We start from the raw sequence: 15,425 nt of genomic DNA on the forward strand, positions 1-15,425 counted from the left end.
GATGGGTCGGGACGGGGGTCGCGTCCCATCCTCGCGGGGTGTCGCGCACCGCCCGGCCGCGACGCGCCCGGGTGGCGGGGAGACCCACCCGGGTGCCGCAGTCGGTCCGGCGCACCGGCGGTGCCGCGGTCAGTCCCGTCCGCTGCCGGTGCCGCCGCCCAGGACGTAGCGGTGCGGTGCCATCGCGGTGTCGTGCCCGGGCAGGGCGGCCATCACGGCGGCGTGGGCCTGCCCGGGGGTCAGCGCCGTGTCGGATCTGACCGTCAACTCGCCGTCCTCGTAACGCACTTCGACTTCTCTCGCGCCGAGCGCGGTGCGCAGCAGGTCGGCGACGGCGTCCAGGTCGATCCAGTTGGCGCCGATCTGCTGCCAGCGGGCCTTGTCGCGGCGGCCGGCGGGGAGGCCGGTCAGGTCGGCGAGTTCGCCGTCGGCGCCGAGGCGGACGGTGCGCCGGCCGGCCAGGTCGAGCAGGCGGAGCAGGGCGTGGGCGAAGAGTTCGGTTTCTTCGCGGTCGAGGACGTCGGGGTGGGTGTGCAGGGTGAATTCGAGGCAGCCGGTGGTGCGCCAGATGTTGAGCATCAGCCGGGTGGGGGTGGGTTCGGCGGGGTACCAGGCGAGGTCGGGTTCGTCGGCCGGGTCGGGGCGGGCGGCGGCGACGGTGTCGGGGACGGTGGCGCTGAGGTCGTTGACGACGACGTGCCGGGCGAACCGGGAGCCTCGACGGTGGGCGACGTCCTCGATGAGTTGCCAGATGCGTTCGGCGTCGAAGGTGGCGTGCCAGTAGCCGGACAGGGCCTGGGCCTGGGTGCGGCCGATCAGGGTGTCGAGGTCGGGGCAGTCGGTGTCGACGGCGAGCAGGGCGTCCTGGGCGAGGGTGCCGATGTGGTCGGCGAGGCCGGGGCGGTGGCGGTTGGCGGAGAGGGCGGCCATCACCACGGTGGAGCGGGCGGCGCGGTGCGCGGCGAGGGCTGCGTAACAGGCCAGCAGGACGGCCGAGTTGGAGGCTCCGGTGCGCTGGGCGGCGCGGGCGAGGGAGGCGGCGCCGGCGGTGGAGCGGATGCCGAGGGTGGGCAGCAGGGTGTCGTTGGGGCCGATCCGGTCGTCGGCGAAGACGGCGGAGGGCCGGTCGGCGAGGATGTGTTCCCAGTGCCGGAGGGCGGCGCGGGTGCGACGCTGCCCGGAGCTGGAGCGCTCCTGTTCGGCGACCTCGATCGGGGTGGGCGCGGCGGGTGCGGGCAGGGTGCCGCCGGCGGCCAGGGTCAGCCACTCCTGGTAGAGCAATCCGGTGGCGACGCCGTCGAGTTGGGCGTGGCAGATGACCACGGCGAGCAGCACGGGGACGCCGTGGCGGGTGAGGACGGCGAACCTGAGCGGGAATTCCTCGGCCAGGTCGAAGGCCTGGCGGCGACCGTCCCAGCAGTACCGTTCGGCCTGCTCGGCCCGGTCCTCGTCCTCGGCGAGCTCGATCACCCGGACGGTGAACTCGCCTTCGGATTGTGCCCGTTGGCGTTCGGGCTGGCGGTCGGTGGGGCCGGGGAAGACGGTGCGCAGGGCGGGGTGGCGTTCGGCGAGGGTGCGGAGGGCGGCCAGGCATGCGGGCAGGTCGGCGCCGGCGGGGACGTTCCAGCAGGCCTGCTTGTTCATGTGCGAGGGTTCGTCGTGGCGCAGGCAGCGGATCATGTTGTCCTGGCCGAGAGTGAGGGGCCCTTCGGCTTCGGGGGCTTCGGACCTGAACTGCACCACGACGTCTTGCTGTGCGGACACGTGCGTCAGTCTCCGTTCAGGGCGGTGCTGATGGTCGCGGGCCAGTCGACGGGGCGGGGGCCATGGGTGTGCAGCAGGGCCAGCGCGATCCGGTCGAGACCGAAGGCGGTGCAGGCGGTGTGGGCGGGTGCGCCGTCGGCGGCGAAGGCGAAGGCCTCGCCGAAGTGGTCCTTGTGGATGTTGGCGGAGGCGATCGCCTGGACCAGTCCGTCGGCCAGTTCGACGCGCAGTTCGAACTTCAACTCCTGGGCGCGCTGGGCGGCTTGGTAGAGGCGGCGACCGCCGCCGAAGAACGGGTCGTCGGCGAGGTCGATCGACGGCTTCAGGCCGAGGGCCTCCAGCCAGTCCGCGACCCGGGCCAGCCAGTGCTCGCGCCAGTCGAGGCAGTGCGCGGGGGTGCCGGCGGTGACGAGTTCGGCCATCCGGAAGGTGCGCAGCCGGCCGGGCTCGGCGGTGGCCTCCTGCCGGAAGCACTGGGCCTCGACGCCGAACCGTGCGGGCTGCTTCAGGTCCTGGCCGGCCAGGGTGGCGTACACGGGGTAGCAGGCGGCGGGCAGCAGGACCAGGTCGGAGACCGTCTGGCGGAGGTGCCAGGGCCCGGACTCGGCGATCAGCGGGGCGAGTTGACGCCAGTCGGCGGCGCTGCCGGTGTAGCTGTGCACGGTGCCGAGCAGGTGCGGGAAGGACGCGACGTAGCCGGCCCGTTCGATGGTGGCGCGGGAGATCACGGGTGGGACGACGAGTCGCTCGAACGGCTCGTCGGCGGCGAGTCGGGCGATCGACCCGCGCAGCGCGTCGAGCAGCTTCTCGTAGGCGGCGGGCTGGAGTTGGACGCCCGGGGCGTCGGTAGGCAGCGGGGTGGCGTCGTCGGGGTGGCGGGTCATGGTCAGCCTTCGGGTTCGGGCCGGCTGGCGACTGGGGAAAGGTGGAGGCCGAACTCGCCTGCGAGGTCGGCCGGGTAGGTCAGCAGCCGGGGCAGGAGCGGCCGGGTGCCGGTGCGGGCGACCGCGGCCCGGTAGCCGGGCGGGGCGGGCAGGTCGTGGACGACGCAGGGGCCGAGCGGCCCGTCGATCCGGTGCGGGCCGGGGCCGTCGACCGGTCCGACCTGCGTGCGCAGCCCGTCGGCGAGGCGTCCGCCGTAGGCCTTGGTGTACGCCTCCTTGCGAGTCCATCGACGGGTGAACTCGGCTGCCTCGCCGTCGAGTTCGTCGGTCGGGTAGTAGCGGCGGGCGAGTCGGGCGGCGGCCGGTTCGGGCGGGACGGGTTCCAGGTCCGCGCCGATCTCGCCGCAGGCGCGCGGCTGGACGGCGAACAGCGCCCAGGGGCCGGAGGTGCTCAGGTTGACGCTCAACTCCTCGGCCGCGCCGACGGGTTCGGGTCGGCCGTACGGGCCGCGCTGCCAGCGGACGTGCTCCGGCGGGACGCCCGCGGCGGCGGCGGTCAGTCGGCGGGCGGCGGCGTGCGCGGCGATCCAGCGGCGGCGGTACGGGCCGTCGGCGGTGCGGGCGGCCCGGGCCCGTTCGTCCGGGTCGAGCAACTCGGCCAGTGCCCAGGCCTGTTCGGGGCCGGTTTCGGTGGCGATCAACCAGACGGCGGTCATCCGGTCGGCTCCTCGGGCGCCCAGCAGGCCAGGTCGAGCCGGCCGGTCTCGGGCTCCAGGTCGGCGAGCGCGAGCGGCCGCCCCGCGAGCCGCGGCTCGGCGAGGGCGTCGGCGAGCGCGGCCCAGCCCCCGGTGTACGGGCTGCCGGGGCGGGCGCGCCGGGTCTCCACTCCGTCGGGCGCGGCGGCGTGGGCCAGCCCGGGTCCGAGCACCAGCAGCGTCCCGTCCGGCAGTGCGGCGCCCAGTTCCTTGATCCCGCCCGCGCTGTCGAGCAGCTGGAGCGGGCGGCCCCCGCCGTCGGCCTCCCAGAGCAGCGCGGCGGCGGAGTGCCGGTCGGGCAGTCGGGCGGGGCGGTGCGGCCGGTGATGCAGGTCGGCCTGTTCGACGGCGATCAGCAGGGCTCGTCGGGCGCCGCCGGTGCGGGCGTAGGCGTCGGCGATGCCGAGTGCGCTGAACGTGCCGCCGACGCCCTCGTCGCAGAGGGCGAAGGAAAGCGGCTCGCCCGGGCACAGGTTGCCGAGCTGGATCGCCACCGACTGGCCGGGGCGGACGTCGGGTGTCGCGTACACCAGCACCAGCAGGTCCACCGGGCTTGCGGTGTCGGTCAGTTGGCGTACGGCTAGTTCGCCGAGCGCCGCGTAGGACTGGCCGCGGGCCCCGGTCAGCGCGTCCTCGTCGAGTGCCACGCCGTAGCGGCGGGACAGGTCGGCGGTGAAGGTGCGCAGGTCGGGGTCGGCGGCGAGCGGGGAGTGGCCGGGCAGGTCGAAGGCGCGGGCGGCGGTGAGGCGCAGCGGGGAGGCGGTGCGCGGCAGGGTGGTGGCGGGCAGCGGTCCGTGGACGCGCACGCTCAGTCCTCGGCGATGACGTGTCCGGCGACGAAGCCGGCCAGGGTGCCGACCGAGCGGAGGTCGTCCTGGTCGATGCCTTCGACGTCGATCTGTACGTCGAGGTGGTCCTCGAGTTCGAGGATGAGTTCCAGGGTGGCGGCGGAGGTCAGGCCCACGTCGTCGAACAGGCAGGCGTTCTCGGTGACGTCGGGCAGGTCGCGCTTGAGGACGCGGGGCAGTAGCAGGAGGATGCCGTCGAGTGCGCGGCCGCGCAGTTCGGGGTCGACGGCGGTCCCGTCGGCAGCGGGCCGGTCGGCGTCTGCACGGTCGGCGGCGGGCCGGTCGGCGGCGGGCCGGTCGTTCGGGGGTGTGGTCGGGTCGGTCATGGCGGTTCCCTGTCGGCGGGGCCCGGGGGTGCGGGCCGGGTGCGGCGCTCGCGCGGCGGCCGGGGCCTTCGCGCGGGCGCGCCGGTCCGGGGCCGTGGCGGCCCCGGGCGGGTGCGTGCCTCAGTGCTGGAGCACCATGGCGGCGAAGGTCGCGCCGAGTCCGGACGCGGCGACCAGGTAGCGGTCGCCGCGGCGGAGCAGGCCGCGGCGGGTGGCGGTGTGGTGGTTGAGCAGGATGTCGGCGGCGAAGCTGTGCCCCACCGCCGGGACGTTGTCCAGCACCACGCGGTCGGGCGGGTACCCGATCCGGCGGCAGATCCGTTGCCAGGAGACCTGGTTGACGTTGTGCGGCAGCAGCAGCCGAATCGAGTCCCAGCTCTCGCCGGCCTCGTCCAGCGCGGCTTCCATCACCGCGGTCATCAGCTCCGGGTAGTTGCGCTGGTAGCGCGCCATCAGCTCCGGATCGGCGGCGAGTCGCCCGTCGAACTCGCCGCGCTGGTCGACCGCGTAGGACAGCACGCGGTCGTGTTCGCCTTCGGCGCGCACCAGGGCGGCCGCCGCCCCTTCGCCGAAGAGGGCGGTGTCCGGGACGATGCGGGCGTCCCGGGTGAAGGTCTTCTCGCCCGCCAGGATCAACGCCAGCGCCGCGGGGTCGGGGTCTGCCGCCAGCAGCCGACCGGCCACGTCGAGCGCCAACAGCGAGCCGGCGCAGGCGTGGTGGGTGACGGTGAAGGCACGGGCGTGCGTCAGCCCCAGACGGCCGAGCACGTCGTGCAGCGGGTTGTGCGGGTAGGGCGCCGCGATCGGCAGGCTGCGCGCGTGCAGCACGTACTTCACGCGGTGTTCGTTTCCGGGCAGCGGGGCCAGGGCCTTCGCTGCGGAGGTGAGCAGATCGGTCAGGTCTCCGTCGGGGTCCACCCTGACCTGGTCGAGGCCGTGGAACCGGCGAAAGAGCCTGATCTGACGGTCCGTCAGTCCGAGGCGCGCTCCGACCTGTTCGATCGGTTCGGCGACGGGCGGAAGGTGGACGGCGACTGCTTCCAGAGCGGTCACGCGGGCTAGTATTCCCACGCCTCACCGGCCCGCACAAGGGATCTCCGGCGCTTCCTTCCCGACTCCCCCTTGTGGTCTGTACCAGTTCTCCGTCGTTTGCACACGACGCGCACGAATTCCTCGCCCGGCCCGGCAACCCGCGTCGCCCGCCCGGCCGTCGATCCTCTCCTGGAAGGCCTTCGCCCATGCCCGTGACCACCCCGCTGCGCCTGCTCATCGTGGTGCCGCCGCTCGCCGGGCATCTGCTGCCGGCCCGGGCGCTGGCCCTGGCCTGGGCCGCGCGCGGACACCAAGTGGCCTGGGTGGGGCCGGAGTCGGCGCTGCGCCCGGTGCTCGGGGAGGAGGCGGTGCTGCACCCGACCGGCGCCCGGGTGTTCCGGGAGCAGGCGATCGGCGGGGCAGCGGCGGTGCGGTCGCTCTGGGAGGGCTTCGTGGTGCCGCACACCCGGTTCACGCTGGGGGCGGTGCGCCGCGCCGTGGAGCAGTGGCGGCCGGACGTGGTGTTGGTCGATCAGCACAGCCCGGCGGGCGCGCTGGCCGCCCACGGCGCGGGCGTGCGGTGGGCGACGTTCGCGCCGTCCTCGCTGGAGCTCGGCGAACCGCTGCGCGAAACACTCGGCGAAACACGCGGCGAACCGCTGGGCGAACCGCTCGGCGATCCGCTCGGCGAACCATTTGGCGGCGACGGCGAGTTGGCCGCCTGGCGGGACGGGGTGCTGCGCGGCCTGTGGGAGCGGGCCGGCCTGCCCGCCGCCGAGTTCGCCGATCCGCGCTTCTCCCCCGGCCTGCTGATCGCCCCGACCTGTCGGGAGCTGGCCGGGCTGGACCGGGTGCCCGACGGATACGCCCTGGTCGGGCCGCTGCTGGCGGACCGTTCCGAACCCCCGTTCCCCTGGGCCCGGTTGGAGCCGGAACGCCGCCGGGTGCTGGTCACCATGGGCACGCTGGCCGCCGACGTCGCGGGCGGATTCCTGCACCGGACGGCGGCCGCGCTCGCCGAACTCCCGGACGTGCAGGCCGTGGTGGCGGGCCCGGGCGACGCCGGGTGGCCGCCGGACGCGGTGGTGTGCGAGCGCGTTCCGGTGCTGGAACTGCTTGAGCGCGGGGCGGTGGACGCCGTACTGTGCCACGGCGGGATGAACACCGTCGCCGAATCCCTCGTCCACGGGCGGCCGTTGGTGGTCGCGCCGATCCGGCACGACCAGCCGGTGACGGCGGGCCGGCTGGCCGCGCTCGGCGCAGCCGTCCGGGTCGACTTCGCCACCGCCACCTCCTCGCAGCTGCACGCGGCACTGCGGGCCGTCCTCGACGACCCGGCGTTCACCGCCTCCGCACAGCTCCTCGGACGTCAACTCCGGGCGGGCGGCGGCGCGGTGGCGGCAGTCGAGCGGCTGGAGCGGTTCGCGCGCGCACCGCGCTGAGCGACGACTCCACCACCTGGTCCAGACCATTGTGGGCGGGCGGGGTCGGGCCCTAGGGTCTGCTCCGGCATCCGCCGTCCCCCTCGCCTCGCACCTCCCCCACCGCTTCCGAGCCCACTGCTCCCCGAGCCGCCGCCTTCCAAGGCACTGCCTTCCGATCCACTGCTTCCGATCCACTGCTTCCGATCCACTGCTTCCGAGCCCATCGCTCCCGAAGCCACCGCTTCCGCACCGCCACCGAACCCACCGAACCCACCGACCGAGCACAGGAGTCCGGGTTGATCGTGACCAAGGGGCTGCGCAAGTCCTTCCGGCCCCGCCGCGGCGCCGCCACCGTCGACGCGGTGCGCGGCATCGACCTCAACGTCGCGGAGGGCGAGATCTACGGCCTCCTCGGCCCGAACGGCGCAGGCAAGACCACCACGCTGCGCATGCTCGCCACCCTCCTCGCGCCCGACGGCGGCGAGGCCACCGTGGCCGGCGCCGACCTGCGCGCCGAGCCCGGCGAGGTCCGTCGCCGGATCGGCTACGTCGCCCAGGGCGGCGGCACCACCGACCAGGCCACCGCCCGCGAGGAACTCGTCCTGCAGGCCCGGATGTACGGCATCCGCAAGGCCGAGGCGCTGCAGCGCGCCGAACAGGGTCTGGCGGCCTTCGACCTGGCCGAGTTCGGCGACCGCCCCTGCAAGACGTACTCGGGCGGCCAGCGCCGCCGCCTCGACCTCGCCCTCGGCGTGGTCCACCGGCCCAGGGTGCTGTTCCTGGACGAGCCCACCGTCGGGCTCGACCCGCGCAGCCGCGCCCAGGTCTGGTCGGAGGTCCGCCGCCTGCGCGAGCAGGGCATGACGGTGCTGATCACCACCCACTACCTGGACGAGGCGGACGCCCTGTGCGACCGGATCGGCATCGTCGACCACGGCGGCATCGTCACCGAGGGCACCCCCGAGCAGCTCAAGCAGGAGATCTCCGGCGACGCCGTCACCATCGGCCTGCCCGGCGCCGAGGACACCGCCCACGCCGAACGCGCCCTCGCCGAACTCCCGTGCGTCCAGCGCCTGGAGGCGCTTCCCGGGCAGGACGGGCTGCGCCTGCACGTGGACTCCGCGGCCACCGCGATCCCGCAGCTGCTGCGCGCGCTGGCCGCCGCCGGCCTGGAGCCGGACCACGTCCAGCTGCAGCGCCCCAGCCTGGACGACGTGTTCCTGGCGCTCACCGGACGCCCGCTGGTCCACGCCTGACGCCCCCGCTCCCCCCTCCCCTCCCCCCGCCCCGCCCTGCCTCGCCCTCCGCCGCTCCGACGCCCCGAGGTCCCCGTGAAGCTCGCCCGCGACACCTGGCTGGTCTACCAGCGCCAACTGCTCCTGATGGCCCGCTCGCCCGCGTGGCTGGCCGTCGGACTGCTCCAACCCCTGTGCTACCTGCTGCTGTTCGCCCCGCTGCTCACCTCCGCGCTGGCCGCGTCGGGCGCGCACAGCACCGCTGACGCGTACCGGATCTACGTGCCCGGGCTGCTGTCCGCGCTGGCCGTGATGGGCGGCCTGTTCACCGGGTTCACGCTGCTCGGCGAACTGCACGCCGGCGTCATCGAACGCTCCCGGGTGACACCCGTCAGCCGGGTCGCGCTGCTGCTCGGCCGCGCCCTGCGGGAGACCACCGCGCTGCTCGTCCAGTCGCTGCTGATCGCCGTGCTGGCCATCCCGTTCGGTCTGACCGTCGGCCTCACCGACCTGCTGCTGGCCATGGCGCTGCTCGCACTGATGGCGCTGATGGCGTCCTCGGTCTCCTACGGCCTGGCGCTGCTGGTGCCCACGGACGCGGCCCTCGGGCCGGTGGTCAACACCATCGCCCAGCCGCTGGCGCTGCTCTCCGGCACCCTGTTGCCGATCGCCCTCGCCCCTGCCTGGCTGCGCACCGCCGCGTCCTGGAACCCCTGCTACTGGGGCGTGGAGGGCATGCGCGCCCTGTTCGCCGGTCACCTGGACGCGCCGGAGGTGTGGCGCGGGCTGTTGCTGACCGGTCTGATGACGGCCCTGGCGGTGGCCTGGGCGGCCCGCCTGTTCGCCCGCCGGATCCGCTGACACTTCCCCGACGCAGTTCCCCGACACGAGAGCACCGGCACGACAGCACCGGCACGACGGCACGTCACGACAGCACTGAGTGGGGCCAGGCGGAGGATGCCGGGCCCCACTCAGTGCTGTCACGACGACCTACGACGCCACGCGCTCCGCCACGAAGCGGGCCAGCCGCCGGACGCCCTCGACGATCTGTTCCGGGGTCAGGTACGAGCAGGACAGCCGCAGCTGGTGCTCGCCGCCCCCGCCGGGGTGGAAGCCGTCCATCGGGGTCCACAGCACGCCGTGCTCGCGGGCGCAGGCATCCAGCGCCCGGGCGTCGGCCCGGAACGGGACGGTGACGACGGCGAAGAAGCCGCCTTCCGGCGTGTTCCAGGTGACTCCGGGAACCAACCGGAAAGCGTTTTCCAGTTGGGTCAGCAGCACGTCCATGTTGTGCGCGTAGAACTCCCGGGCGGGCTCGTTGGCGTCCCGCAGGCGCAGTCCGCCGGCCAGCAGCATGCCGCCGATCACGGCCTGGGCGAGCGCCGACGTGTTGACGGTGGTCATGCTCTTGAGCTTGGCGAGTTCGTCGGCGAGCAGGCCCGCCCGCCCGCCCGGCGCCAGGACCTGCTGGTCCGCGAGGACGTAGCCGACGCGGGCGCCGGGGAAGCAGGTCTTGGCGAACGACCCGAGGTAGACCACGTTGCGGCGGTCGCCGTCCAGCGCCTTCAGGGTGGGCCGGACGGGCCCGTGGCGGCCGAAGAAGCCGTACGGGTTGTCCTCGATCAGCAGCACGCCGGTGGCCTCGGCGACCTCCAGCAGCCGCCGACGAGCGACCTCGTCCAGGCTGGCGCCGCTGGGGTTGGCGAAGTCCGGGACGACGTAGCAGGCGCGGGGGCGTTTCCCCACGGCGCGCAGTTCGTGGACGGCGGCGGCCAGGGCCTCCGGGTCGAGGCCGCCGTCGGGTCCGGCCTCGGGCACCGCTCGGACCGTCAGGTCGAGCAGCCGGGCCGCGCCGGTGACGCCGACGTAGCAGGGCGAGGAGACCAGCAGCACGTCGTCCGGGTCGGCGCACAGGGCACGCAGCACCAGCAGCATGCCTTCCTGCGCGCCGACGGTGACGACGAGCGCCTCGGGGTCGGCGGTGATCCCTTCATCGGCCTCCAGCGCCCGGGCGATCAGCGGCGCGATCAGGCCCTTGGTCCGCCCGTACTGGAACACCTCCTGCCGGACCTGGCTCTCCGTCATCCCGCGTTCCTCGCGCAGGTGCCGCAGGTAGGTCTCCAGGTGGCCGTGGATGTCGGCGGGGTCGAAGAACTCCTCGTGCGGGCGGCCGGGCGCGAACGAGATCGCCTCGGGGTAGCGGCCGGTGACTTCGTTGAGGAAGGTCATCGCGTCCAGCAGCGGGTCCGACAGCGAGCCGTGCAGCTCGCCGAGGCGCAGCGCCCCGCTCACCGGTCGGCCCCCGTCCCGGCGGCGGGGCACAGGGCCGCCTCGTGCGCCGAGGCCGCCCCAGCGTACGAGGTCGAGTCGGCATACGAGGCCACCAGCCTTTCGGCGGCGAAGAGTTGGGCGGCGCGGCCGTCGTCGAGGACGCCGGGCACGGCGAAGAAGCCGTGCGGCATGCCGTCGTAGCGGCGCAGTTCGACGGGGACGCCGGCGGCGTGCAGGGCGGCGGCGTACTCCTCGCCCTCCTCGCGCAGCGGGTCGTACTCGGCGGTGATGACGGTGGCGGGCGGCAGGCCGGCCAGCGAGGGTGCGCGCAGCGGGCTGGCGAGGGGGTGGGCGGCGTCGGCGGGGTCGGCGAGGTAGTGCGACCAGTACCAGGCCACCGAGTGGCGGTTGAAGAGTGCCGGGTCCTCGCCGTCCGCCGCGGCGGTGCGGTGGTCGGTGTTGGGGTAGACGAGCAGTTGGTGGACGAGGGCCGGGCCACCGCGTTCGCGGGCGAGCAGGGTGAGGGCGGCGGCGAGGTTGCCCCCGGCGCTGTCGCCGCCGACGGCGATCCGGGCCGGGTCGAGGCCGAGGCCCGGCGCGTTGCGGGCGATCCAGTCGAGGGCGGCCCAGCAGTCGTGGACGGCGGCGGGGAAGCGGTGTTCGGGGGCGTGCCGGTAGCCGACGGCGAGGACGTCGGCGCGGGTGGCGTTGGCGAGTGCGCGGCAGATCGGGTCGCCGGTCTCCAGTGAGCCGAGGGCCCAGCCGCCGCCGTACAGGTACAGCAGCGCGGGGCCGGGCCGTTCGGCGCGGGCGGCCGGGTGGTAGTGCCGCAGGGTGAGCGGGCCGCCGGGGCCGTCGATGGTGAACTCCTCGACGGCGGCGACGGGTTCGCCGGTGCCGGTGGCGGCGCGCAGGTCGGCGAGGTCGGCGGCGCGGGCCGCGTCCAGGGTGAGGGTGTACAGCGGCGGGGTGCCGGCGGCGGCGCGGCGGGCACGCATGGCCTCGGCCTGCGGGTGCAGTGGCATCAGTGCGGTCCTCCGGGGGCGACGGCCTCCAGGTAGATCGACTCGTCCTTGCGGAAGGCGGTGTCGAGGTCGGCCACGTCGGGGCGGGTGCCGGTCTGGAACTCCCGTCGTGCGATGGCGAATTCGTGGTAGCCGGCGCGGTCGAGGACGTGCCGGAGCTCGGCCTCGTCGTAGATCCACCGGTGTCCGAAATGGTAGAAGATCTGGTTCAGCATGAAGGCGCGGCGCTCCGGCATCGGCGGTCCGACCCGCATGGTGCGCAGGCGGCGGCGGTGGCGGCGGAAGAAGTGCTCCCGGCCGTCGAGGTAGCCGTCGATGTAGCGGGCCAGGTCGGGGGTGGTGAGGCGGAGCACGCCGCCGGGGCGCAGGATGCGGCGGACTTCGGCGAGCCAGTGGACGGCGGTGCCGAGCGGGACGTGTTCGATCAGGTGCTCGGCGTACACCCAGTCGACGCTGCGGTCGGCGAACGGGAGCGGCCGGCCGATGTCGAGCTGGGTGAACAGGGCGGCGCCGTCGATCCGGTAGACCGGTCCGGGCCGGGTGGCGTCCTCGTCGCTGTGCAGGCCGACCAGGTCGGTGCCGAGGCCGTGCGGGTGGCGGGTGCGGAACGCGGCGAACTCGATTCCGGTGACGCCGAGCTGTTCGAAGTCCTGGTGGGTGTGGGGCACTTCGGGCCGGACGGCCTCGATCGACTCGCAGCGGGCGAGGTTCTCGGTGAACGCGTCGGTGCGGGCTTCGAGCCCGGCGGGGTCTTCCCAGTCCCAGTCGGCGAACAGGTCGCCATCGGGCGCGGGCCCACCGATCTCGGGTTCGACGGGTACGGGCCCACCGGTCTCGGGTTCGACGGGTACGGGCCCACCGGTCTCGGGTTCGACGCTCTCGGCTCCGGCGGGTGCGGTTCCGGCGGGTGCGGGTTCTGCGGTGGTCGCCACGGGGCGGGTCCTTTCACGCGTGTGCCGGGGGCGGAACGACCAACCTTGTCGGTGTCTCGTCACGGACCCCTATATATAAGGAGAGCGATGCGCCGTCAGAGCGGCGGCGGAGCGTCGGCCGGCCAGGGCGCGAGCGCGCTCCGGTCGAGGTGCGCGAGCGTGGGTCGACCGGCCAGCACCATGGTGTCGAGCAGTTCCTCGCGCAGCAGGTCGAGCACCGCCCGCGCGCCGTCCGCGCCGCCGTGGGCGAGCCCCCAGAGCACGGGGCGGCCGACCAGCGCGGCGCGGGCGCCGAGCGCAAGGGCCTTCGCCAGGTCGGAGCCGTGCCGCAGTCCGCCGTCCATCAGCACGGGGTACCCGGCGGGGACGGCGTCCACCACTTCGGGCAGGACGGTCAAAGCGGGCGGTACGCCGTCGAGTTGGCGTCCGCCGTGATTGGAGACGATCAGTGCGTCGACGCCGTGCTCGACGGCGAGTCGGGCGTCCTCGGCGGTGAGCACGCCCTTGAGTACCAGCGGCAGCCGGGTGTGCCGCCGCAGCCAGGCCAGGTCGGCCCAGCTGACGGCGGCGTCGAACTGCTGGCGGGAGTGCTCCTCGATGGCGGACCGCCCGGCGGCCGACTGCCGGGCGCTGCTGGTCAGTTCGGGGTCGAGGTTGGCGGCGGTCAGGCCGGGCGGCAGCGCGAACGCGTTGCGCAGGTCGCGCAGTCGGCGGCCGACCTTGGGTGCGTCCACGGTGAGCACCAGGGCCCGGTAGTCGGCCTGTTCGGCGCGCCGCACCAGCCCGGTGAGCGCCTCGCGGTCGCGCAGCCAGTAGAGCTGGAGCCAGCGGGGCGCGCCGGGGGCGACTGCCGCTATCTGTTCCAGGGTGCGGCCGGCGAAGATGCTGACGATCAGCAGCGCGCCGGCCTCGGCGGCGGCCCGGGCGGTGGCGATCTCCCCGTCGGGGTGGGCGAGTTGGTGGTAGGCCATCGGCGCGACCCCGAACGGGGCAGCCAGCGGGGCGCCGAGCAGCTCGGTGCCGCAGTCGGGCGTCGAGACGTCCACCAGGACACGCGGGCGCAGCACGTGCCGGCGCCAGGCGTCGAGGTTGGCGCGCCGGCTCCACTCCGAGCCGGCCCCGCCTTCGAAGAAGTCCCAAGTCGCCGCAGGCAGCAGGCTCTTCGCGAGCGCGCCGTGCTCCGCCAGGGTGAGCGGAACCATCGTCTCCGAACCTCCTGATGATCCGTCAACCGGTGCGAAAACGAGGGACAGCGTAGGGGTCCGCTCGCCACTGGTATAGACCTTGACCCTTGATGCGCTCCCGTGCAAAGGTCGGCTCTCGACGGGGGATCCACACTGAAGCCTCACAACTTCCGACCCATGCTTCCCATTCGAGCGCGTGGAGTTGCGTTGACGTTGATCCCGATCCCGGTGCGCGGCCGCACGGTTGCCGCGGACTGGGTGGACGAGCAGTTACTCGCCGGACCGGACGGCGAACCGTGCCTGCGCTTCGGCGCTCCGGTGAGCAGGGGGACGCTTCGGGCGCTGGTCGCCGAGCGGCAGCGGCAGTTGGCCGCGGCCGGTCTCGGCGAACTGGGCACGGTCGCCCTGCGGATGGCGCCGTCGGCGGAGTTCGTCGCGGTGCTGTTGGCGGCGTGGCGGGCCGGTGCCCGGGCGGTTCTGCTGGACCACCGCCTCACCGAGGTCGAGGTGGACCGCGCGGTGGACCGGCTGCACGCCCGGGTGCTGGTCGAACTCGTCGACGGGCGGCCGCGGTTCAGGCAGATGCCGACCGTGGTGTCCGAGGGCGGCGAGGCCATGGGGCTGGCCGCCGGCGACCACGCGCTGGTACAGCTCAGTTCGGGCTCGACCGGCCCGTCCAAGGTGATCGGCCGGACCGCGGGCGACCTGCTGCGCGAACTCGACTGCTACGCACGGCTGCCGGAGTTCCCGGCCCGGGGCGAGCGCACCGTGCTGCTGTCCTCGACGGTGCACGTGCTCGGCCTGGTCGGCGGGCTGCTGCACGCCCTGCACGCGGGCGTGGAGCTGGTGGTGCCACAGCGGATGACCCCCGCGGGCATCCTGAGCGCGATCGCCGACGGCGCCGCCCCGACCACCGTGATCGGGGTGCCGTTCCACGCGGAGCTGCTGGCCGCCGTGGCCGCGCCGCCCGTGCTCCCACAGCTGCGGCGGATGGTCGTGGCCGGCGAGTTGGTCCGGCCGGGGCTTCCCGACGCGTTCCGCGAGCGCTACGGTGTGCCGCTGGGCACGATGTACGGGATGACCGAGACCGGGGTCATCGCCACCGATCTGACGGGCCGCCACCATCCGGCCCTGCGACCCGTGCACGGCATGGAACTCTCCCTGGACGAGGGCGAGTTGCACATCGCCCGCACCCGCTCCCCGTATCTGGGCCTGACCGACCCGACCCGCTGGTCGGCCGGCCTGCTGCACACCAGGGACGCCGCCCTGCTCGATCCCGCCACCGGCCGGGTGACGGTGCTGGGGCGGCGCGACTCACAGATTTCCATCGGCGGCCTCAAGGTCGACCTGAACGAGGTCGAGCAGACCCTGACCGGGCTTCCCGGCGTGGTCGAGGCCGTGGTGGTGTTCGCCGACGGCGCGATCGAGGCGTATGCCGCGACCGCCGACGGCACCGCCCTCCCGCCGTCCGAACAGGGCGGCACCGCCGAGCGGTTGCGCGAACTGCTCGGCAGGGAACTGGCGGGCTACAAGCTGCCCCGCCGCCTGCACCTGATGCCGCAGCTCCCCCGGACCGCCACCGGGAAGCTGCTGCGGGACGTCGTCGCCCTGCGCCGACAGGTCGACGCCGCCCGCTGATCCGCCCCCTCCTCCCCCGTTCCGCGGCAGTGCGCCCGGACGGGCGGACGGCTCCAGACACCGTCCGCCCGTCCGTCGGTGCGCCCTGCCCGAAACATCCCGCAGCA

The 15,425-nt window shown here is 74.3% G+C and carries 14 protein-coding genes; 4 read left to right on the forward strand and 10 right to left on the reverse strand.

What is annotated here, in order from left to right; genetic code table 11:
* Positions 1-129 precede the first annotated feature (129 nt).
* The 6 genes from AMK19_RS05985 to AMK19_RS06010 form a co-directional block, all read right to left on the reverse strand.
* Positions 130-1,764, reverse strand: coding sequence for a condensation domain-containing protein (locus tag AMK19_RS05985; protein ID WP_241844266.1), 1,635 nt, complete (start codon positions 1,762-1,764; stop codon positions 130-132).
* 5 nt (positions 1,765-1,769) lie between these two features.
* Entirely contained in the window at positions 1,770-2,648 is an 879-nt protein-coding gene (locus tag AMK19_RS05990; protein ID WP_073808726.1) for a hypothetical protein, read from the reverse strand.
* 2 nt (positions 2,649-2,650) lie between these two features.
* The gene (locus tag AMK19_RS05995; protein WP_073808728.1) at positions 2,651-3,364 is read right to left on the reverse strand and encodes a 4'-phosphopantetheinyl transferase family protein; all 714 of its coding nucleotides are present in this window, start codon (positions 3,362-3,364) and stop codon (positions 2,651-2,653) included.
* The gene (locus tag AMK19_RS06000; RefSeq protein ID WP_073808730.1) at positions 3,361-4,209 is read right to left on the reverse strand and encodes a hypothetical protein; all 849 of its coding nucleotides are present in this window, start codon (positions 4,207-4,209) and stop codon (positions 3,361-3,363) included. Before AMK19_RS06000 ends, AMK19_RS05995 begins: the two co-directional genes overlap by 4 nt.
* A gap of 2 nt (positions 4,210-4,211) precedes the next feature.
* Positions 4,212-4,577, reverse strand: coding sequence for an acyl carrier protein (locus AMK19_RS06005; RefSeq protein WP_083646525.1), 366 nt, complete (start codon positions 4,575-4,577; stop codon positions 4,212-4,214).
* Between the two features lie 120 nt (positions 4,578-4,697).
* A complete protein-coding gene (locus AMK19_RS06010) occupies positions 4,698-5,630 on the reverse strand; it encodes a 3-oxoacyl-[acyl-carrier-protein] synthase III C-terminal domain-containing protein (RefSeq protein WP_073808731.1) in 933 nt (310 codons plus the stop codon).
* A gap of 185 nt (positions 5,631-5,815) precedes the next feature.
* Between AMK19_RS06010 and AMK19_RS06015 the strand changes: the two genes are divergently transcribed.
* The 3 genes from AMK19_RS06015 to AMK19_RS06025 all read left to right on the forward strand — a co-directional run bounded on the left by AMK19_RS06015 (position 5,816) and on the right by AMK19_RS06025 (position 9,129).
* Complete coding sequence (locus tag AMK19_RS06015; protein WP_073808733.1) at positions 5,816-7,051, forward strand: glycosyltransferase; 1,236 nt, start codon at positions 5,816-5,818, stop codon at positions 7,049-7,051.
* 284 nt (positions 7,052-7,335) lie between these two features.
* A complete protein-coding gene (locus AMK19_RS06020; RefSeq protein ID WP_198953258.1) occupies positions 7,336-8,289 on the forward strand; it encodes an ATP-binding cassette domain-containing protein in 954 nt (317 codons plus the stop codon).
* A gap of 75 nt (positions 8,290-8,364) precedes the next feature.
* Positions 8,365-9,129 carry an ABC transporter permease gene (locus AMK19_RS06025; protein WP_073808736.1) on the forward strand — a complete coding sequence of 255 codons (765 nt, stop codon included), beginning with the start codon at positions 8,365-8,367 and terminating at the stop codon, positions 9,127-9,129.
* Between the two features lie 129 nt (positions 9,130-9,258).
* Here the strand turns inward: AMK19_RS06025 and AMK19_RS06030 are convergent, their stop codons facing one another.
* The 4 genes from AMK19_RS06030 to AMK19_RS06045 form a co-directional block, all read right to left on the reverse strand.
* Entirely contained in the window at positions 9,259-10,497 is a 1,239-nt protein-coding gene (locus tag AMK19_RS06030) for an aminotransferase-like domain-containing protein (protein WP_143200107.1), read from the reverse strand.
* 59 nt (positions 10,498-10,556) lie between these two features.
* Positions 10,557-11,564, reverse strand: a complete 1,008-nt coding sequence (locus AMK19_RS06035) for an alpha/beta hydrolase (protein WP_073808737.1) — start codon at positions 11,562-11,564, stop codon at positions 10,557-10,559.
* Positions 11,564-12,496, reverse strand: a complete 933-nt coding sequence (locus AMK19_RS06040) for a class I SAM-dependent methyltransferase (protein ID WP_083646526.1) — start codon at positions 12,494-12,496, stop codon at positions 11,564-11,566. The genes AMK19_RS06035 and AMK19_RS06040 overlap by 1 nt, the downstream gene beginning before the upstream one ends.
* Before the next feature lie 95 nt (positions 12,497-12,591).
* A complete protein-coding gene (locus tag AMK19_RS06045) occupies positions 12,592-13,698 on the reverse strand; it encodes an alpha-hydroxy acid oxidase (protein ID WP_073808739.1) in 1,107 nt (368 codons plus the stop codon).
* A gap of 189 nt (positions 13,699-13,887) precedes the next feature.
* Between AMK19_RS06045 and AMK19_RS06050 the strand changes: the two genes are divergently transcribed.
* Positions 13,888-15,318 carry a class I adenylate-forming enzyme family protein gene (locus tag AMK19_RS06050; protein ID WP_073808740.1) on the forward strand — a complete coding sequence of 477 codons (1,431 nt, stop codon included), beginning with the start codon at positions 13,888-13,890 and terminating at the stop codon, positions 15,316-15,318.
* The last annotated feature ends 107 nt before the right edge of the window (positions 15,319-15,425 follow it).

It is taken from the genome of Kitasatospora sp. CB01950 (assembly GCF_001905465.1).
Lineage (GTDB): Bacteria > Actinomycetota > Actinomycetes > Streptomycetales > Streptomycetaceae > Kitasatospora.

Coding starts and splice junctions, on each gene's coding strand:
- AMK19_RS05990 (WP_073808726.1), bottom strand. CDS start 2,648: ATGACCCGCCACCCCGACGACGCCACCCCGCTGCCTACCGACGCCCCG.
- AMK19_RS05995 (WP_073808728.1), bottom strand. CDS start 3,364: ATGACCGCCGTCTGGTTGATCGCCACCGAAACCGGCCCCGAACAGGCC.
- AMK19_RS06005 (WP_083646525.1), bottom strand. CDS start 4,577: ATGACCGACCCGACCACACCCCCGAACGACCGGCCCGCCGCCGACCGG.
- AMK19_RS06015 (WP_073808733.1), top strand. CDS start 5,816: ATGCCCGTGACCACCCCGCTGCGCCTGCTCATCGTGGTGCCGCCGCTC.
- AMK19_RS06030 (WP_143200107.1), bottom strand. CDS start 10,497: ATGACCTTCCTCAACGAAGTCACCGGCCGCTACCCCGAGGCGATCTCG.
- AMK19_RS06035 (WP_073808737.1), bottom strand. CDS start 11,564: ATGCCACTGCACCCGCAGGCCGAGGCCATGCGTGCCCGCCGCGCCGCC.
- AMK19_RS06045 (WP_073808739.1), bottom strand. CDS start 13,698: ATGGTTCCGCTCACCCTGGCGGAGCACGGCGCGCTCGCGAAGAGCCTG.